This is a genomic window from Alphaproteobacteria bacterium GM7ARS4 (assembly GCA_014332745.1).
Taxonomy (GTDB): Bacteria; Pseudomonadota; Alphaproteobacteria; order GM7ARS4; family GM7ARS4; genus GM7ARS4.
The window spans coordinates 66,532-84,116 of the sequence record JACONL010000003.1 but is presented as its reverse complement, the minus strand read 5'-3'; the positions used below and the strand labels follow the sequence as shown (position 1 = coordinate 84,116).

General features: G+C 53.3%; 18 protein-coding genes and 1 tRNA gene. 10 read left to right on the top strand and 9 right to left on the bottom strand.

What is annotated here, in order from left to right; translation table 11 throughout:
* Positions 1–36: 36 nt before the first annotated feature.
* The 4 genes from GDA54_03920 (at position 37) to GDA54_03905 (ending at position 2,155) form a co-directional block, all read left to right on the top strand.
* Positions 37–672 (top strand): CDP-alcohol phosphatidyltransferase family protein, encoded by a 636-nt coding sequence (locus tag GDA54_03920; GenBank protein ID MBC6497450.1) that lies wholly within the window; start codon positions 37–39, stop codon positions 670–672.
* A complete protein-coding gene (locus tag GDA54_03915; protein MBC6497449.1) occupies positions 673–900 on the top strand; it encodes a hypothetical protein in 228 nt (75 codons plus the stop codon).
* 257 nt (positions 901–1,157) lie between these two features.
* The gene (locus GDA54_03910) at positions 1,158–1,682 is read left to right on the top strand and encodes an Hsp20 family protein (protein MBC6497448.1); all 525 of its coding nucleotides are present in this window, start codon (positions 1,158–1,160) and stop codon (positions 1,680–1,682) included.
* Between the two features lie 230 nt (positions 1,683–1,912).
* Positions 1,913–2,155, top strand: a complete 243-nt coding sequence (locus tag GDA54_03905) for a hypothetical protein (GenBank protein MBC6497447.1) — start codon at positions 1,913–1,915, stop codon at positions 2,153–2,155.
* On the opposite strand, the gene GDA54_03900 is transcribed toward GDA54_03905, so the two are convergent.
* Together GDA54_03900 and raiA are read right to left on the bottom strand one after the other, a co-directional pair.
* Complete coding sequence (locus GDA54_03900) at positions 2,102–2,548, bottom strand: PTS sugar transporter subunit IIA (protein ID MBC6497446.1); 447 nt, start codon at positions 2,546–2,548, stop codon at positions 2,102–2,104. The two genes, GDA54_03905 and GDA54_03900, sit on opposite strands and share 54 nt — an antisense overlap.
* A 2-nt stretch (positions 2,549–2,550) precedes the next feature.
* Positions 2,551–2,973 (bottom strand): ribosome-associated translation inhibitor RaiA, encoded by a 423-nt coding sequence (raiA, locus tag GDA54_03895; protein MBC6497445.1) that lies wholly within the window; start codon positions 2,971–2,973, stop codon positions 2,551–2,553.
* Here raiA and rlmB point away from each other — a divergent pair.
* The 3 genes from rlmB to gatB all read left to right on the top strand — a co-directional run bounded on the left by rlmB (position 2,946) and on the right by gatB (position 5,528).
* On the top strand, positions 2,946–3,755 hold the full coding sequence (gene rlmB / locus GDA54_03890; GenBank protein MBC6497444.1) for a 23S rRNA (guanosine(2251)-2'-O)-methyltransferase RlmB: 810 nt from the start codon (positions 2,946–2,948) through the stop codon (positions 3,753–3,755). The two genes, raiA and rlmB, sit on opposite strands and share 28 nt — an antisense overlap.
* Positions 3,756–3,828: 73 nt before the next feature.
* Positions 3,829–3,902 (top strand) — tRNA-Pro (locus GDA54_03885).
* Between the two features lie 162 nt (positions 3,903–4,064).
* Complete coding sequence (gene gatB / locus GDA54_03880; protein MBC6497443.1) at positions 4,065–5,528, top strand: Asp-tRNA(Asn)/Glu-tRNA(Gln) amidotransferase subunit GatB; 1,464 nt, start codon at positions 4,065–4,067, stop codon at positions 5,526–5,528.
* 53 nt (positions 5,529–5,581) lie between these two features.
* Here the strand turns inward: gatB and GDA54_03875 are convergent, their stop codons facing one another.
* The gene (locus GDA54_03875) at positions 5,582–7,345 is read right to left on the bottom strand and encodes an AsmA family protein (GenBank protein MBC6497442.1); all 1,764 of its coding nucleotides are present in this window, start codon (positions 7,343–7,345) and stop codon (positions 5,582–5,584) included.
* A 124-nt stretch (positions 7,346–7,469) separates the two neighbouring features.
* Between GDA54_03875 and queA the strand changes: the two genes are divergently transcribed.
* On the top strand, positions 7,470–8,600 hold the full coding sequence (gene queA / locus GDA54_03870) for a tRNA preQ1(34) S-adenosylmethionine ribosyltransferase-isomerase QueA (protein MBC6497441.1): 1,131 nt from the start codon (positions 7,470–7,472) through the stop codon (positions 8,598–8,600).
* The gene (tgt, locus tag GDA54_03865; GenBank protein ID MBC6497440.1) at positions 8,594–9,703 is read left to right on the top strand and encodes a tRNA guanosine(34) transglycosylase Tgt; all 1,110 of its coding nucleotides are present in this window, start codon (positions 8,594–8,596) and stop codon (positions 9,701–9,703) included. Before queA ends, tgt begins: the two co-directional genes overlap by 7 nt.
* Here the strand turns inward: tgt and GDA54_03860 are convergent.
* Genes GDA54_03860 through GDA54_03840 form a run of 5 tightly spaced genes read right to left on the bottom strand, consistent with a single transcriptional unit; the run spans position 9,700 to position 15,602 of the window.
* A complete protein-coding gene (locus GDA54_03860; GenBank protein MBC6497439.1) occupies positions 9,700–10,518 on the bottom strand; it encodes an endonuclease/exonuclease/phosphatase family protein in 819 nt (272 codons plus the stop codon). The two genes, tgt and GDA54_03860, sit on opposite strands and share 4 nt — an antisense overlap.
* A complete protein-coding gene (locus tag GDA54_03855; protein ID MBC6497438.1) occupies positions 10,518–11,264 on the bottom strand; it encodes a fumarylacetoacetate hydrolase family protein in 747 nt (248 codons plus the stop codon). The genes GDA54_03860 and GDA54_03855 overlap by 1 nt, the downstream gene beginning before the upstream one ends.
* Positions 11,261–11,965: an outer membrane lipoprotein carrier protein LolA gene (locus GDA54_03850; protein ID MBC6497437.1), complete on the bottom strand. Its 705-nt coding sequence runs from the start codon at positions 11,963–11,965 to the stop codon at positions 11,261–11,263. The genes GDA54_03855 and GDA54_03850 overlap by 4 nt, the downstream gene beginning before the upstream one ends.
* A gap of 23 nt (positions 11,966–11,988) precedes the next feature.
* Complete coding sequence (locus GDA54_03845) at positions 11,989–14,358, bottom strand: DNA translocase FtsK 4TM domain-containing protein (GenBank protein MBC6497436.1); 2,370 nt, start codon at positions 14,356–14,358, stop codon at positions 11,989–11,991.
* On the bottom strand, positions 14,352–15,602 hold the full coding sequence (locus GDA54_03840; protein MBC6497435.1) for an FAD-dependent monooxygenase: 1,251 nt from the start codon (positions 15,600–15,602) through the stop codon (positions 14,352–14,354). The genes GDA54_03845 and GDA54_03840 overlap by 7 nt, the downstream gene beginning before the upstream one ends.
* 125 nt (positions 15,603–15,727) lie before the next feature.
* Here GDA54_03840 and GDA54_03835 point away from each other — a divergent pair, with 125 nt between their 5' ends.
* Positions 15,728–16,099 (top strand): cytochrome c family protein, encoded by a 372-nt coding sequence (locus GDA54_03835; protein ID MBC6497434.1) that lies wholly within the window; start codon positions 15,728–15,730, stop codon positions 16,097–16,099.
* Between the two features lie 43 nt (positions 16,100–16,142).
* Here GDA54_03835 and GDA54_03830 read toward each other — a convergent pair whose 3' ends face one another.
* On the bottom strand, positions 16,143–17,543 hold the full coding sequence (locus tag GDA54_03830; GenBank protein ID MBC6497433.1) for a nitronate monooxygenase: 1,401 nt from the start codon (positions 17,541–17,543) through the stop codon (positions 16,143–16,145).
* Between the last annotated feature and the right edge of the window lie 42 nt (positions 17,544–17,585).

The following is a 17,585-nucleotide window of genomic DNA, read 5'->3' as shown; positions in this document are numbered from 1 at the left end:
TAGTAACGTCATCTTATCCCCTCACGTTCATATCCCGTGACGACAAAGCTCACACGCCTCTTCACCCAACGCTACCTCGAGAAACCCCTTCGTGGTAAGGTGACACCCAATACCATCACGACATGGCGACTCATCACCGGCGTCATAGCATGCGCCCTCTTTGCCTATGGCACACGCCTGTTCGATATTATCGCTGGCATCGTTTGGACCCTAGGGTGCTTCCTCGATAGGGTGGACGGCACGTTGGCGCGCCAATGGAACATGACAAGCCACTATGGCCATGTCTATGACTATATGAGCGATGCTGTCGCCACCGTGTTGTTCTTTGTCGCTATCGGCTACGCCGCCACCGATGTGCCACAACCATCCTTCATACCCGACAGTCTCTACGCGCTCTCGCCCTTCAGTATGGGGCTCATCGCTGGCGTGAGCGTCGCCGCGGCGTTTCTTTTCTCCCAATGGACAAACCCCCTCCTGCCGGGAGACGCAAAAGCATGGCAAGGCGATGGCCCCATGGATTTAGATGACATCCCCTACTTTTTTGGTATAGTGGCATGGCTGGACTGCCTCGATGTGTTGTTACTCAGCGCATACATCGGCGCGCCTGTCTTCGCCGTCATCGCCGCTGTGAGGTGGTTCATCCTCTCACGCATTGCATCCCGTCAACCATAAATGCCCGTTGTTACTATGCAAGATATGAATCCTCCCATTGTCCTTATCTTGGGTTTGCTGGTCATGTTGCTCACGCTCCACATCACCGTTCTCATTCAAAATATCGATATTCAAGAGAGCGTGACAGAACGTCTCGACATTATCGAGTCGATCGTCCTCGATATTGATGAAGATGTCCGCTCATTAGCCCGTAACATCGAAGAAGAGAAGGAAGAGACACCCTACTAGACTGCGCATACCCCCACACATACCCCCAGGCATACCCCCCATGCATACCTCATGGATGTCACCAGATTTTTATCGTGACGCCCTTGACAGGAAGACATGTCCTTCCTACCTATTGAGTAGTCCTCGGGACGCATGCATGCTCGTACAGAGGTGACATATCCCGTGCCCGTGGATCATCTATCATCATCGGCTGTCTGCTTGTGATTCGTGAGAGATACAACGGACAGCATCAACAAACGCTAACGAGGAGGTTTGTTATGAATAGTTTCTTCAATCATCCGCTCATGCTGGGCTTCGACCATCTGGAGTCCATGCTAGAGGATTTCACCCACCGCTATCCCATGGGGGGCTCGGGTGTTGGTTATCCTCCCTTCAACATCGAGCGAGTCAAGACCGATGACAAGGATGATGCGTTCCGCATTACCCTCGCTGTCGCTGGCTTCTCTCCCGAGAATGTCAAGGTGTGGGTCCACGACAACCAATTGCACGTGGAAGGCAACCATCACGACATGGTGTCATCCGATGACGCCACGGACACAGAGGAGAACACGTCCTGTGCCTTCATCCATAAGGGCATTGCCAACCGCGCCTTTAAGCGTGTCTTTGCTCTGGCGGAAGGCATGGAGGTGCGTGATGCATCCATGCGTGAGGGGCTTTTGTCCATCGACGTGGTGCGTCCATCCCTCGAGAAACGCGCCCAGCATATTGCCGTCAGGCATGGCGAAGCGCCAACCCTCATCGCCACCAAAGGCGATAAAACGGCACAAAAAGTAGACGCCTAACGTCACAGGCGCGTGCCGTGTGGGGCATAAGGGGGGGCATGGGGGGGGCGCACACCATGTTCTGCAAAAAGAATTATCACACAAAAGTGCTGTGCTGCACACGTAGTAAAACGTGCAATGGGGTTGCGACATCTCTCGACTCGCACCAACCACACGCCACAAGCGCCCAGCGGATATGGGCGTCGCCATATGGGGAGACAAGAGCATGAACACCTCGACAGGAGAACAGCATGACAGCACCACCCTTTTATCAAGGAAAACTCCCGCCATCCCCGTTTGCGTGGATTCTTATTCTTTCAGAAGACAAAGACCATCGTTGTGAAATCTATGACGCCGACTCGAATTACATCTGCACAGAGTGCAACACAGAACGCGCTGTGGAATTTTTACGCACCTACCGATATAACCAATTCTTTCCTTTAAGAGGACCCAAGAAGAGCGATAATATCATGGTGGCTCTTAGCGTTGCGTAGGTGCATGCTCGTGTTTTTATCACGCAAAAACCTCGAGACGACAGAGAGCGCCCTGAGATGGTCGCCTCCCTCGTCGGCGGGAGCAATGAGCGCACAGACAATATCCACATGCTGTCCGTCATGGGCATCGAAATCAATGGCATGCTCTAGCGTCATTAATAACCCATAGATACGTTCTATCCCGTCAATTTTCCCATGGGGAATGGCCATGCCATTGCCGACACTGGTAGAACCAAGCCTCTCCCTTTCAAGAAGAACATCGAGAATGGTCTGCTCCGCACATCCCATATAAGACGCCATCCTCAAAGCGACTTCATCGAAGAGCTGCTTTTTACTCGCCACCCTCACCTGAGAGAAAACCTGTTCTGCTGGAATAAGGGACGCCAATGCCATGCCTAGAGCCTTTTTTTCTTGCGCCAGCTGAACAGGGGAGAGAACGCCTCCCGCCAGCGAAAGGCAACACGCTCTTTCTGATGGTGGTCGCGCAATTTTCTTTTAGAACGGCGTAACTGCTTCTCGATACGGTCTAAAGATTGACGCGCTGAACGATAAGGGTCATGCGATTCGGCATGACTCTCACAATGGATATGCTGTCCCACATGGATGGACATCTCACAGCCAAAGCGATTGCGCTCGTGATAGAAATGCACTGTGCCCTCAATGGGATGGTCAAAATACTTAGACGCCATATGTTCCATATGCTCTTGGGTATAGCGGCGTAAACTCTCTCCCACATCCATCTGCTTTCCTGTGATCGTAATATGAAAACCACGGGCATCTTCAAGAATCCATGAAAAAAAATATCGACAAACATCCATGGCTCTATGGCATCCATGCTGTGCGGGAGGCGCTTCTCAATCGCCACAGACACGTCCATAGGATATGGATACAAGAACGCAAAGATGGCGCACATCATCCTCTCTACGCCATCGCCCAAGCCCACAGACAAGGACAACAAGAGGGGCATCTCCATATCGTCCCCCAACGACAATTGGAGTCGGTCTTGCCACCCCATGCCGTCCACCAAGGCGTGGCAGCGCATGTCTCGCCCCTCGCTTGTCCTCCATGGAAGACGTATTGTCGCGATAAAACCATGCTCGTCATACTGGATCACATACAAGACCCGCATAATATCGGCGCTATCATCCGCTCGGCATGGGTGTTTGGAGTCGATGGCGTGCTGACAACGGCGCGCCATAGCCCGCCTCTCAATGGTGTCATCGCCAAAACCGCATGCGGCGGCATAGAGCATGTCCCGCTTCTCCCTATCAGCAACGTCCATCACGCTCTCCTCTTCCTTAAGACACAAGGCTTTCATATTTTTGGCCTCGATGCCCATGGCAAGACAACGTTGCCTGCCGTGTGCGCTTGTTCCATGCCGTCACAGCGCGTGCTCGTCATGGGACAGGAGGGAAGAGGGTTGCGTCACCTCACCCGCGCCCATTGTGATAACCTCGTCTCTATTCCGTATGCCCGTGGAGAGACATATGCGGGTGCGGGGAAAGATGGAGAGAGAGACGCTTGTTTGCCAGAGACATCCCTCAATGTCTCTGTCAGCGCTGGCATTGCCTTGTATGCCATGACGGCGCGTCAAGCATGATGACATATATTATGCATGACAGGCACGAACGTAGGCGATGGCAACCCGCCCTTTTTAGGCTATAAGGGAAAGACGGAGTGTAGCTCAGCTTGGTAGAGCACTACGTTCGGGACGTAGGGGTCGGAGGTTCAAATCCTCTCACTCCGACATGGCCATGAATACCCTTTCCTTAAGAGGACAAACTCTCGTGAGAAACAAGGCTCGAATGGATGGCATGAGGAAACCTACGCCATAAGATAGACATGGGGGATGAAAGCCTATAGTATGGGGTGCTGAGCCCCTCGTCAAGACCATCGTAGGACACGCCCTATGCCTCGCACCCCATCATCCGCCCCATCAACGTCATGGGACATCGTTATCGGGTTAGAAGTCCATGCCCAAATTGCCAGCACATCAAAACTCTTCTCGCGCACCAGCACCCAGCCCTTTGCCGACGCCAATAGCTCTGTGAGCCTCATCGATGCCGCCATGCCCGGCATGCTCCCCATACCCAACCAAAAGTGCATCGACCAAGCTATCACCACCGCCCTCGCCTTCGATGCCGACATCCAACATGTCTCCCTCTTCGACCGCAAACATTATTTTTATCCCGACTTGCCTCAAGGCTACCAAATCTCCCAATATCACAAGCCCATCGCCTTAGGCGGACATATCACCATCGATGACGATAAGGGACAGCCTAAAGATATTCCCCTCACCCGCCTCCATATCGAACAAGACGCCGGTAAAAGTCTCCACGACCTCTTCCCCCACGCCACCGCCATTGACCTCAACCGTAGCGGTGTCGGACTCATGGAGATCGTCTTCGAACCCAGCTTGCGCTCTAGCGGCGAAGCTGTCTCCCTCATGCACGCCATACGCCAACTCTTACGCTATCTCGGCACATGCGACGGCAACATGGAAGCAGGCAACCTACGCGCCGACGTCAATGTCTCAGTGCGCCAACCCCATGAACCCCTTGGCACACGCTGTGAAATCAAAAATCTCAACTCCATGCGATTCATCCAACAAGCCATCGACTATGAAGCGCAACGCCACATCAGCCTCAGAGAAAAAGGACAGACCATCACCCAACAAACACGCCTCTTCAATACCAACACCCAACGCACCTATGCCATGCGCTCGAAGGAAGAAGCCCATGATTACCGCTATTTCCCCGACCCAGACCTGCCGCCCCTCGTCCTTGACCCAGCGCGCATACAAAAACTCAAAGAGCAATTGCCCGAACGCCCAAGAGAAAAATATCAACGTTTCCTCAAAGACTATGGCCTCAAAAAAGACGATGTCGCCCTCCTCGTTGCCGAGCGCGACATCGCGCAATTCTTCGAAGAAACGGCGCGCACAACGAACCCCGTCCAAGCCGCCCGCTGGGTCATAGGCCCCCTCTTCGCCCTCCTCAATAAACGCCAAACCCCCATACAAGACTCACCCATTAGCCCCCAACGCCTCAGCGCCCTCATTGACGCTGTCGAGGACGGAACTCTCTCAGAGCGCACAGCAAAAGATGTCCTTATCACCATGGCTACAAGCGGAAAAACCGCACGGGACATCATCCAACAAGAAAATCTCGCACAAATAAGCGACGATAACGTCCTCAACGCAAAAATTCACGCCCTCCTCCAAGCACACCCCGATAAAGTAACAGCATACCAACAAGGAAAAACGCGACTGCTCGGCTTCTTCGTCGGCGAAATCATGCGCGAAACGAAAGGAAAGGCGCACCCACAAAAAGTCAATGCCCTCTTACAAGAAAAACTCAAAAAAGCGCCATAAATAGCGCCCATACCCCCACCCCGCCCTACGTCACGCCACACACCCCTCACGCCCTAGAAACCACCAATGCCATGAAGGGACACAGTCGGCGCATCAAGACTCCCCATGATGTCCAACCCGACATCAGCGAATAAGCCTCCGTCTGGCGTATAGATATTGAGGCGCGACTCAATGAAATTGCGAGGAATACTCGCCTCGAGCCAACCACGCAACTGAGTCGAACGTCTCGACTCCTCCAGCTCTTCTTGAGACGCAGGCGCGAAGTGACCCACATTGAGCTGGATATTATCGCTCTTAATGACGCCATCACGTATGGCGACATCAAAACGCCCCGACGAAATAGGCGCTAATGAACTACCAAGCACAGCCTCCGCCAACACACCTAAAAATCCCGTCCCGTGACGGGCTTCTAGCAACTGCATAATGCCACGCGCATAAGGACCACGCACATACGCTTCCTTGAGAAGAAAACGCGCCTCCCCCTGTAGCGACGCCTTGATGTCATCCATTGACATGCTCGGCACATCGCCTTCCACCTCAATGTCAATGGATGAATGGCCGCGCACAACGTTATGATTCCAATCCGTAAGCCATTCACCATCTGGAAAGGCAACCCCCTCGCACGCTAAGTCCAAGCCATAGGATAAAGACGAATTCCCACCATCCCCATGGGTATGCTCGATAAAGCCACGCGCATCAATAAACCCGTCGTTGATACCACCAGACATGTCATCCAAGACCAATTCCCCATCCCCCATAGAAAAATCCACATACCCATCACTTAACGACCAGCCTTGCCATATGATGCTCTCGACACGACCCTCCACATGGAGCTCATGGCGATAGAGGAAGGAAAAGTCTACGTCATCACCCGCGACAGCCACACCGCGCTTATCGTCTCCGTGCCTATCGATATAAATATCCACGTCACGCACCACTGACACGACATGGGCGCATAAACCCTTCTTCACGACAAAAGACGGATGGAGAGAAACGACCGTATCCCGAAAAACGTCTTCCATCCCCTCGTAACACGGCCTGTGGGCACGCCGCCACACAATCACCGACTCAGACACCCCAAGGGCATGGAAGGGAACGCTCTCCTCCTCAGCCACAGACGCCTCCGCCACAGCAGGACGGCCATCCCCCTTCTTCGTCTGACGACGCGACGCCTCGCGCCCCTGATGCTCCAATTCGGCAAAGTCCCAATTATGAACGCCCTTCTGCAATGTCTCTAGATAGAGAACCCCCTGATGCATATCAATGTTTTGCACATCAAACGACCCACGCAACAAACTCCACCATTTGAACGTCATGCTGAGACGCCGCGCATACAGACTATCGTCAAACCCGCCACCCTTGATATTCCTCAACACAACATCATACAAAACAAGACGCGGCGTCGGTAAAATCGCAAACGCTATGTCCTGAAAAGAAAAAGAACGCTCAACGCTCTGTTCCACATAGCGCTGTATACGCTCACCATAAAGTGACGACCAATCAATCATCTTAGGGATAGAATACACACTCAACAGCACAACCCCCGGCACAACGAGCAAACTGATAGGATAACGCCAAACAACCGCCCACACCATGATAAGACCATGCTTGCTGGCATAGAATAATTGACGCGATAACCACAGCAAAACACGCCATTTGCCACGCGCAAGGGGCAGGATAACCCTCTGAACCGTCACGCGCACAAGACTCACGCACGAATCATATAAGGCCCAGCAGAAATCGATGAACGCACGCCATAAGCCTATCTTCTTACGTCCAGACCGACGACCACGCGACTCATCACGCTCAAAAGACATCTCTCGCCCTCACCTCCCTATCACACTGCCTATCATCCCATCATTCTCCCCACACGCCCCGTAAGAACACATACTCTATACCATACATATCGACATATCGAAAACATTTCTATAGACAAACACCATGAAAACAGCCCTTTTCACCTATCCTTGCCATGGGGTGCGCATCGCCTTGCGACCACACCCCATAAGAGATAAAGCGCGTCTCCTTATCCTCAACGACTCCCGCCTCCACCATAAAACGCCTCATCAGCACGCACGAATCGACCAACTCCCCGCTATCCTAAAAGCTGGCGATACCCTCGTCATCAACAACGTCAAAGTCATAAAAGCGCGCCTCAAAGGGCGCACGCGCCATAACAATCGGCCATGCGACATCCTCCTCTGCCATCCTCTGCCACAAGAACAGCACACCCCAGATGGTATAGGCCACGCATGGCGCGCTATGGTGAAACCTCGAAAAAAAATCCCGCCAAAAACATCCATTATCATCAAAGATATACCGACAGCCACAGTGGAACAACATCACGAAGATGGCACATCCATTGTGTCTTTCCCATGTTCATGGGAACAATTGCGCCATGCCCTCGAACGTTTTGGTGTCATGCCCCTTCCCCCTTATATCGAAAAAAAACGAACCAGCGACAGACGCGACGAACAAGACTATCAGACAATTTTCTCCACACAGGCACATCGAGCACCACAAGACCAGACACATAGCGCTATCGCTAGCCCTACAGCTGGACTCCATTTCACGCCCCGTATCCTCTATGCCCTCAAACGCCATGCCATCTCTATTGCCCCCCTGACGCTCTATGTAGGCGCTGGCACATTCCAGCCCATACGCCACGACCATATCGAACAGCATCCCATGCATGGCGAGTATGGCCTCATGCCAAACACCACAGCGCGACTCATCAATCGCACAAAGCAACAAGGAGGACGCATCATCGCCGTCGGCACAACGAGCTTACGCATGCTCGAAACATGCGCCTCACGACAGGGATATATCACCCCATGGCAAGGCATCACAAAACTCTTCATCACGCCTCGATACCGATTCCGCTGTGCCGACTATCTCTTGACGAACTTCCATCAACCACGCACAACCCTCTTTATGCTCGTCTGCGCCTTTAGTGGCTACACAACGATGCACAGGCTCTATCGTCATGCCATCCGCACCGGATACCGATTTTATTCCTATGGCGACGCATGCTTGCTCCCACACATGCCAAGACGCCCTTCTCCATGGTAGACTTCCACATCCTCGCCCAAGACCGCCATGCGCGGTGCGGACACATCACAACCGCCCACGGCACCATCGACACACCATGCTTTATGCCCGTCGGCACCTATGCATCCATCAAAGGCGTGGAGAGCACATCCGTCACAAGCACAGGCACACACATCATCCTCGCCAATACATATCACCTTATAGAACGTCCCGGTTGCGACGTTATAGAACGCCACCTCGGGCTACACAACTTCATGCAATGGCATAAACCCATCTTGACGGACTCGGGAGGCTTCCAAATATGGTCTCTCGCTCGCTTGTGTGACGTGGATGACCATGGAGCATCCTTCCGCTCGCCCATTGACGGACATAAGAGACGCCTCACACCACAATCCGTCATCGAGGCGCAATATCTGTTCAATAGCACCATCTCCATGGTCCTCGATATGTGCGTGCCATGGGATAGTGATACCGCTCTCTTAGAGCAAAGCGTCCACAGGACATGCCGCTGGGCGTCATCTAGCCTAGAACATTATCAGCAACGACATGGCTACGGTCTTTTTGCCATCATCCAAGGCGGCCTCGATGAGAACTTACGTCGCCGCTGTGCCGAAACCCTCGCGACCTCTCCTTTCCATGGCTATGCCATAGGAGGACTCTCAGTGGGCGAACATGCCACACAACGCAATCGCACCCTCGATGCGACAATAGCCTTCATGCCCCAAGAGAAACCTCGCTATCTCATGGGCGTGGGACGACCCCTCGATATCCTCGATGCCGTCAAACGCGGTATCGACATGGTCGATTGCGTCCTGCCAACACGCTGTGGACGCACAGCCAAAGCATTCACATGGGATGGCGAAATCAACATGATGAATGCATGCCACCGATATGACACATCCCCTCTCGACCCAACATGCCCATGCCCCCTCTGCACACATTACTCGAAGAGCTATCTACATCACCTCTTTAAAAAGAAAGAAATCCTCGCTGCCACACTCCTCACCCTCCATAACCTCTTCTTTTATCAAAGCCTTATGGCAAAAATACGCCAAAGTATCATCAACAAACGCTTCGATAGCCTCTATGAACAGATAAGGCAACGCATGACAACACCCCGTTAGGAAGGAGCAAGCTCTAACAGCACCGGCACATGGTCAGAGGGACGAACATCCGTGCGCGCATGGCGAAAAATGCGCGCCGTGCGGATATGGGGACAGAGAGCGCGTGATACCCATATATGGTCGAGACGCCTCCCTCTGTCGCTCGCCATCACATGGCGCGCCCGATAGCTCCACCATGTATAAAGTTTTTGTGGCGGCGGAAACACATGGCGCACCGCATCAACCCAGCGTCCTCTCTCTTGCATGTGGCATAAGCTGCGTGTCTCTATAGGCGTGTGCGACACCACACGGAGCAATTGCTCGTGCGACCATACGTCACACGGGAGAGGCGCGATATTCAAGTCACCCACAACGACAGCATGGGGATATGTCTGGCACGTCTTCGCAAGAAACGCTCCCGCTTCCTCAATGAACGCTAACTTATGGGCAAATTTCGGATTGCATGCCACATCCGCCACATCCCCCCCTGCCGGCACATAGAGATTATGGATAAGAAGGTCTCGCCCATGCCAACGCACAGATGCTGAAATATGGCGCGCATCATCACGCCCACACCATATGTGTTTCGCCTTATCCACAAGGGGAAGGCGAGATACCATGGCAACGCCATTATAGCGCTTGATTCCATCGATATGGTGATAGGCATAGCCATGCGCGGCGCATAGCTGTGTGGGAAAAACGCACGGACGCGCCTTTGTCTCTTGCAAGCACACAATGTCGGCGTCCATCTGACGAAGCCATCCCATCATCATATCAACACGCGAACGCACCGAATTGATATTCCACGTCACAACGCGTAAAGAACGCTGCGACATCACGCCTCTCGTCCCACCGTGAGAACAAGATCCATAGCATCATATTGCGGGCAGAACGCATGGAGACGCACAGAACGGCCAGAGTCAACGACACCGACGCCCTCTGGCGTGCCTGTATAAATCAACGTCCCATCGGGAATGGCGATATGCTTCGAGAGCTCGCACAGAATATCGACAGAATTCCACAAGCGCTTATAGAGATACCCATGCTGAACGCATGCGCCATCGCATTCGAGAATGATATGGCATGCGTCTTCATCCTCTACCAACGCTCTTGCTATCAACGGAGAGCATGGACACGCCCCCGGAAAATTCTTCGCTAAAAACCATGGCATGCCTTTCTTGCGCGCCTCCTCCTGCATGTCACGGCGGGTGAGGTCGATGCCAATGCCAAAGCCAACGATAGACGCTGTGGCTTCCTCCTTCGACATGCGCATCGGAAGCGGCGCCACGACACGCCCTTGATGGTGAAGAGAATCCCCCCTATAGCCCGTATGGCGTCCAACGGCAATGACCCACTCCACCTCATAATGCAACAGACGGGTCGAAGGGGGATAAGGAATGGATGTGCCCGTTGTGACCATCGTATGAATGTCTTTCATAAAAAAGACAGGTGTCTCCTTATGACTATCAATACCCATCTCTTGGGCATGGGCATGGTAGTTCTGCCCCACACCATAAATAGCGCGCACCATGAAGGACGTGTCTGCTCCTCGAAGGGGAAGCATGGAAGACGATAACGTCATCGCCTTGACCTAGAAGGCGAAAAAGGACTCTGCGCGGGACGCCGAAATTGAAATGTGTCACGGTCAAAAGAATTCACCTTGCGTATGTCGCTCAAACGCACCTGTGTCGATGCGCCACGCATGTCGCGGATAACCCATTGCGCTAAACGTAGCGGGCGGTCGTGAAACAAGAGCTCAATGTCGCCAATATCTCTGTGATCCTTGTCGAGGACATTGACCAGAATGTCATTCTGACTCACCTCGACAGCGGTAACGTCAAAACGTCCGCCAAAGTCGATATAACGCTCTAAGAGAAAACCAGCAGGGAAATTGCCAAGGGATGTGCTGTTAACCGTGTCGCGTGCACGGTCATGAAAAAAGACATGACGCCCATCGGCAATAATCTCGAGAGAAACGGGAGGGTCATAGTCAACCCGCATCCTGCCCGGACGCCACACAGAGATACGTCCTCTGGCAAATCCGCCATCCTCAGTGAATTGGGAAAAACGCGCTGTGAATTGGTGAAGGCTATTCAAATAATGACGTATCCGCGACAAAACCAAAACATGAGCGCCACTCTCCATCGGCACAACAGCACGCTCAGACTCACGATGCGCATCAGCCGCCATGACATCGCTCTCCATCAAAAAACAGACAGCACACAACACTGACGCTGACACCATCGCCCCTCTCCATGCTCTTAAATATCGTCTTGACGTCATGGTCATGGGATGTCCGTGTGCTCTCAGGGCGAACGTATGATGGTGCGTCTACCCGCATGGTCAGCTGGAGAGACAATGCTCTCTTGTTCCATCCGCTCCATGAGACGCGCCGCCCTATTATAGCCAATTTGTAAGTGACGCTGGATAAAACTGATAGAGGCGCGCCCATGTTCACGCACCAACGTCACGGCATGACCATAGAGTTTATCGTCCTCACTTTCCTCTTCATCAAGAACGAAAGGCGCTGTCCCGCGCACAGGACCATGGCTATGGGGGACATGGTTATGGGAGGCATGGGGGGAAGAAGCATGGGCGCTATGGGAGGCATGCGCTGGCGTCTCGCCATCCATGGCGGGATGACATGCGTCATGGACAGCATGGTGGCGCGCTTTGAGAAATTGGACGACATGCTCCACCTCGTCGTCGCTGACAAAAGGGGCGTGAAGGCGTTGCAACGGCTTGCCCGGCTGCATCAACAGCATGTCGCCTTGTCCTAACAATTGCTCTGCCCCTTGTTCACCCAATATGGTGCGGGAGTCGATTTTTGTCGTCACTTGGAAACTGATACGTGTCGGGAAATTCGCCTTGATCGTGCCTGTGAGGACATCCACAGAGGGGCGTTGGGTCGCCAGGATGATATGTATGCCAGCGGCTCGCGCCATCTGTGCCAGACGCTGGATAGAGCCTTCGATATGGCGTCCTGAAACGAGCATGAGGTCAGCCACTTCATCCACGATCGCCACAATAAACGGCATGAGATGGGGCGCTTGGCTTTCACCAGCATGAAGAACGGCGGAAGGAGATAAAACATCATGGCGATTCTGTTGGGCAAGACGTAAGCATTTTTTATTGTAGCCATCAATGTGACGGACGCCAAAGGCCGACATGACGCCATAACGCCTTTCCATTTCTTTCACCAGCCACTTGAAGGCCGAGAGCGCTTGTTCTGGCTCTGTGATGACGGGCGTCAAAAGATGGGGTATACCATCATAGGCCGACAATTCGAGACGCTTCGGGTCGATCATCAAAAAACGACAGAGAGACGCTGGCAGATGGAAAAGCAACGTCAAGATCATCCCATTGAGCGCGACCGATTTGCCAGAGCCTGTCGTCCCCGCCACAAGAAGGTGTGGCATGGCGCTCAAGTCAGCCATCACAGCATCGCCACCAATGGTCGTGCCAAGGGCAAGGGGAAGACTGGCATGCTGTGCCTTATCACCGATGGATGATAGGAGGCTATGTAAAAACACATGACGACGGCGCGAACGAGGCACTTCGATCCCTATGACATTATGCCCCGGCATCAAGGCGACACGCACCGATAAGGCGCTGAGGGCGCGGGCAAGGTCATGGCTGAGAGCAATAATGGACGATGTCTTCACACCCGCTGCTGGCTCAAAGGCATAGAGCGTCACCACAGGACCGGGCTCAATACGCAAAACACGCCCCTTGATACCGAAATCTTGTAGAGACGATACAAGAAGCGCAGCTTGCTCCTCAAGAGACGAGCGAACGCCAGCATGGTCATGCGCCTCACGCTCTTTGTGCAAAACATCGATTGAAGGAAGAGCTTGGGCGGATTCTGCCACATGGTGAAGGGACGCGCGCGGACTAGAAATCGCAAGCGGCGTCTCCCTCGTCCCTTCAATATCGTTTTTGTCATAGCTTTTGTCGGGGCGCTCTACCGCCACGTCATGCCAGTCTCGGCGACGGGGACCCCACGCCATAAAGGACGTGCGCTTATCCAAATCTCCCTTGATACCATGCCACAATTGGAGAGCAGCTTGTCCTAGCAACGCAATACATGTCAGAAGAAAGCGCATGGCGACCCCCATCATGCGCCTCGTCTGCATGGCCAGCCACCGCCACTCTTCTGACGTCAAACCACATGCATAGAGCATAGAGGCAACACCAGCAAGACTCGCCAGACTCAACGCCAATAAAATCGGTACAGTCATGCCGATAAAAGAAAAGGTAGCACCCGCCACATGATAGAGGGCTTTGCCAATCATACCTCCCCATAATGCCCAAGAGGGAACGCCCGTATGAAGCATCGCAATGGCATGCAAACTGCTCGCCACAAAAATACAGGCACAGAGAAGGGCAAACAGACGCCTCTTGAGAAAACATGGCGGCCTATGCACCGCATATTTTACCCCCCATAGAGCAAAGACAAGCATGGCCGTCACAACAGCATACCCAAAACTCTGCCGTAATATATCAGCGCCATAAGCACCAACAATACCAAACACATGCTGAACAGGCATATCCCCCGCCACATTCAACGACCTATCGTCTGGCGAAAAGGAAAAAAACACGCAGGCAAGCGCCATCGTCCCCACCCACCATGACACGCCCCACACCCTATCCCACGTCACCTGCTCCCTCACCATGCGCCATCCACCGACAGACCCCGCCCTAGCCCTAGCCCCAGACCCATGGCATGGCGCATAAAAAATTGACGCGCACGCGGGCTCGACTCCACCATGCGCAAACCACGACGCCTCATGGCAATAAGAGCGGGATGTCCTCTCGTGAAAAGACGCTGAAGGCTATGGGTTACCATCATCAAGGCTTGGGAGTCACGCACCCGCCTCTGCCCATAGGTCCGCAATAAGGTGGAACTCCCACAATCTAAACCACATGCTTGGTAGTCTTGCACCAATTGCGCAAACACCTCCACGTCACGCCACCCTAAATTAATGCCCTGTCCCGCTAAAGGATGAAGGGCGCGACATGCATCACCGACCAACGCCATACGCTCGGCGACAAAATTCTGGGCGCGCACAAGGGACACACGCCACGCCTGTCGTTCACTTATCAGTGTCATCTTGCCAAAGATACGATGACTATAACGTTCCACATGGGAGGCAAAAAGAGAGGACGCGCACGACACCATCGCCTCAGCACTCCTCTGACTGAGACTCCAAACGAGGGAAGAGCGAGGACGCCCCTCTTCGTCATCCGTCATCGGTAACAACGCCACCGTCCCTTGTTGCCAAAAAAACTCCACAGCAACCCCATGATGGGGCCTCTCATGGCGAAGAAGAGCCACAACAGCCTTCTGCTCATAATCATAGTGACGATACCCGATACCAGACTCCCGTCCGTAACGAGAGAAACGCCCATCGGCAACCGCCACCACCATGCCCCTGACCTCCCTGCCATCAGATAAGTCAAGGACGACTCCATCACGACTCACCCGACGCCTCGCAACAGCAACGCCCTCAACACAGCACACAGACTGATAAGAGCGCGCCCTAGAATACATGCACCGCCGCAAGACATCATTGCCAATGATAGAGCCTAACCTGTCAACGCCGGCCATATGGGACGCCGAAAATGTGAGCCTATTGTCCTGAAACGCCCCTGACTCGCCATCGGCAACACAGACATGCATGATAGGAGACGCATACGCCTTCACCTCATCCCATACGCCCCACCTCTCCATAAGACGCTGTGAACCATAAGAAACAGCCGTATGACGCAAATCCGTATCGCCCGCCGTGTCCTGTGGCGCATACCGACCCGCCTCTATCAACGTCACACCGACGCCACGACAGCCCAAAGCAGACGCAAGACTCAAACCGCTCAAACCACCCCCTATAATCAATACTTGATTATCACGCACAACCACACTACTTTACACCCTATCACTGACGGCATCGTTGTCCCTGAGAAACATCATGAAAAACATCATGACAAACACCATGCCACGAACGCACAAGAAATATATAAGGGTATTCTACCATGAAAAGACACATGCTTTACGTTTTCTCTGTCATTCTTACCTTCTTGGTTCTCAACGCGTCACCCAGCAACGCTGCTGGCGACCCAGAGTCCGGTAAATCCATCTTCAAAAAATGCTCCGCATGCCACACGGTGGATGAAGGAGGAAAACACAAGATAGGCCCTAATCTGTGGGATACCTACGGCAAGGCGGCAGGACAGAAAGAGGGATACAAATACTCTAAAGCGTTCCTCGATGCCAACGTCACATGGGACGATGCGACCCTAGACATATGGCTCAAAAAGCCAAAGGATCTCATCAAAGATACCAAAATGTTGTTTGTGGGCTTACGTAAGGAAGAGCAACGCCAAGACGTCATCGCCTATCTCAAGAGCTTGCGTTAGGACAGACAGCCTAGACGTCGCCTCCTCATAAACAACGGGGGGACTAGTCCCCCGTGAGGATACGCTCGACCAGCTGCTGAACGGTGGGGATGAAACCATTCTTGTAAAAGGGGTCATAGGCAAAGCGGTATGCCCCATGGCCAGCAAAGACAAGTTCATTGTCTATGTCGTCCCCTTGGTGAATGATGGTCTGCAATGTCTTTTGGATACAGAAGGAACGCGGGTCCACCTTACGTCCCGTTGTGCCAGAGGCATCTTGCGACCAGTTGCTGAACAGGCATGCGGACAGACATCCCATGCACGCCACTTGGTCTCTGTGAATGGTGTCTGCCTTTTCTGGCGTGACGAAAACGAGAGTCGACTCAGGGGTGCGTAATGCCTCACTCTGCCCCTCCTTGTGCCAAGCCTGTATAGACGGCATGTCACATTGACGGACATAAACGTTGCGTTTGCGCGTGCCGATGGCAAGAGCCGTATCAAACGCTTCTTCCCTATGGCGACGGTAGGGGATTTGTCGTTTCGAGCGTTCCTCTAAATCCCGTATGAATTGATTTCTCACGGCAGAAGAGTAAAAACCCGTAGGACTAAAGCGGTGGAGGAGAACATCGCCCTTGTTGAGCTTGAACAATGACGCCTTCCACGCATCAGAGATAGGACTTTCTTTTGTCAAGAGAGGGCGCGTGCCAAATTGAAACGCCATCGGCGCCAGCTGAGGGTTGTCAAGCCACTCTTCCCATTCGCGCAAATACCATACGCCTCCAGCCATGACGATAGGCGTCTCATGCAAACCGAACCCATTCATCATCTGGCGCAATGCTACAACACGAGGAAGAGGCGGTTCAGGTTTGTCATAGTCCTCCTTATTGGACAAGCCGTTATGCCCGCCCGCCAACCATGGGTCCTCATAGACAACCGCCCCCAACATATCGCGAAACTTATGGTATGCCCGCCGCCATAGCGCGCTAAAGGCGCGCGCCGACGAAATGATGGGATAATAAAAAACGCCAAATTGAGCACATATCTCCGCCAAACGATACGGCATCCCCGCCCCACATGTCACACCATGAATAAGACCACGCGCCCCCTCTAGCGTCTTGCGAAGCACTTCTTCGGCAGCGCCCATCTCCCACAAAATGTTCATATGTATACGTCCATGCCCGCCAGCAATATCATAGGCTTTACGGGCTTGAGCAATAGCGCCACGCACCGATAGCTCCACCAGCTCCCTGTGACGCTCACGCCTCGTCTTGCTTTGATAAACATAAGGGATAACGCGCCCCTCTTCATCATAATCTGACGCATTAGCACCAGAGAATGTCCCCACACCGCCCGCACGCGCCCACGCGCCGCATGACAAGCCATCACTGATAGAGATGCCCTTACCACCCTCAATAAGAGGAAGAACCTCCTTGCCAGATAACATTAGGGGACGTATCGCACGCATCACACTTCATTCTCCCAAGACATCAGCATGTCACACCCCCCG

Excerpts from the sequence above, each read along its gene's own strand:
- GDA54_03915 (MBC6497449.1), top strand. The coding sequence starts at position 673 with ATGCCCGTTGTTACTATGCAAGATATGAATCCTCCCATTGTCCTTATC.
- GDA54_03910 (MBC6497448.1), top strand. The coding sequence starts at position 1,158 with ATGAATAGTTTCTTCAATCATCCGCTCATGCTGGGCTTCGACCATCTG.
- GDA54_03905 (MBC6497447.1), top strand. The coding sequence starts at position 1,913 with ATGACAGCACCACCCTTTTATCAAGGAAAACTCCCGCCATCCCCGTTT.
- GDA54_03900 (MBC6497446.1), bottom strand. The coding sequence starts at position 2,548 with ATGGCATTGGCGTCCCTTATTCCAGCAGAACAGGTTTTCTCTCAGGTG.
- rlmB (MBC6497444.1), top strand. The coding sequence starts at position 2,946 with ATGAAAAAAAATATCGACAAACATCCATGGCTCTATGGCATCCATGCT.
- raiA (MBC6497445.1), bottom strand. The coding sequence starts at position 2,973 with ATGGATGTTTGTCGATATTTTTTTTCATGGATTCTTGAAGATGCCCGT.
- gatB (MBC6497443.1), top strand. The coding sequence starts at position 4,065 with ATGCCTCGCACCCCATCATCCGCCCCATCAACGTCATGGGACATCGTT.
- GDA54_03875 (MBC6497442.1), bottom strand. The coding sequence starts at position 7,345 with ATGTCTTTTGAGCGTGATGAGTCGCGTGGTCGTCGGTCTGGACGTAAG.
- queA (MBC6497441.1), top strand. The coding sequence starts at position 7,470 with ATGAAAACAGCCCTTTTCACCTATCCTTGCCATGGGGTGCGCATCGCC.
- tgt (MBC6497440.1), top strand. The coding sequence starts at position 8,594 with ATGGTAGACTTCCACATCCTCGCCCAAGACCGCCATGCGCGGTGCGGA.
- GDA54_03860 (MBC6497439.1), bottom strand. The coding sequence starts at position 10,518 with ATGTCGCAGCGTTCTTTACGCGTTGTGACGTGGAATATCAATTCGGTG.
- GDA54_03855 (MBC6497438.1), bottom strand. The coding sequence starts at position 11,264 with ATGACGTTATCGTCTTCCATGCTTCCCCTTCGAGGAGCAGACACGTCC.
- GDA54_03850 (MBC6497437.1), bottom strand. The coding sequence starts at position 11,965 with ATGACGTCAAGACGATATTTAAGAGCATGGAGAGGGGCGATGGTGTCA.
- GDA54_03845 (MBC6497436.1), bottom strand. The coding sequence starts at position 14,358 with ATGGTGAGGGAGCAGGTGACGTGGGATAGGGTGTGGGGCGTGTCATGG.
- GDA54_03835 (MBC6497434.1), top strand. The coding sequence starts at position 15,728 with ATGCTTTACGTTTTCTCTGTCATTCTTACCTTCTTGGTTCTCAACGCG.
- GDA54_03830 (MBC6497433.1), bottom strand. The coding sequence starts at position 17,543 with ATGCGTGCGATACGTCCCCTAATGTTATCTGGCAAGGAGGTTCTTCCT.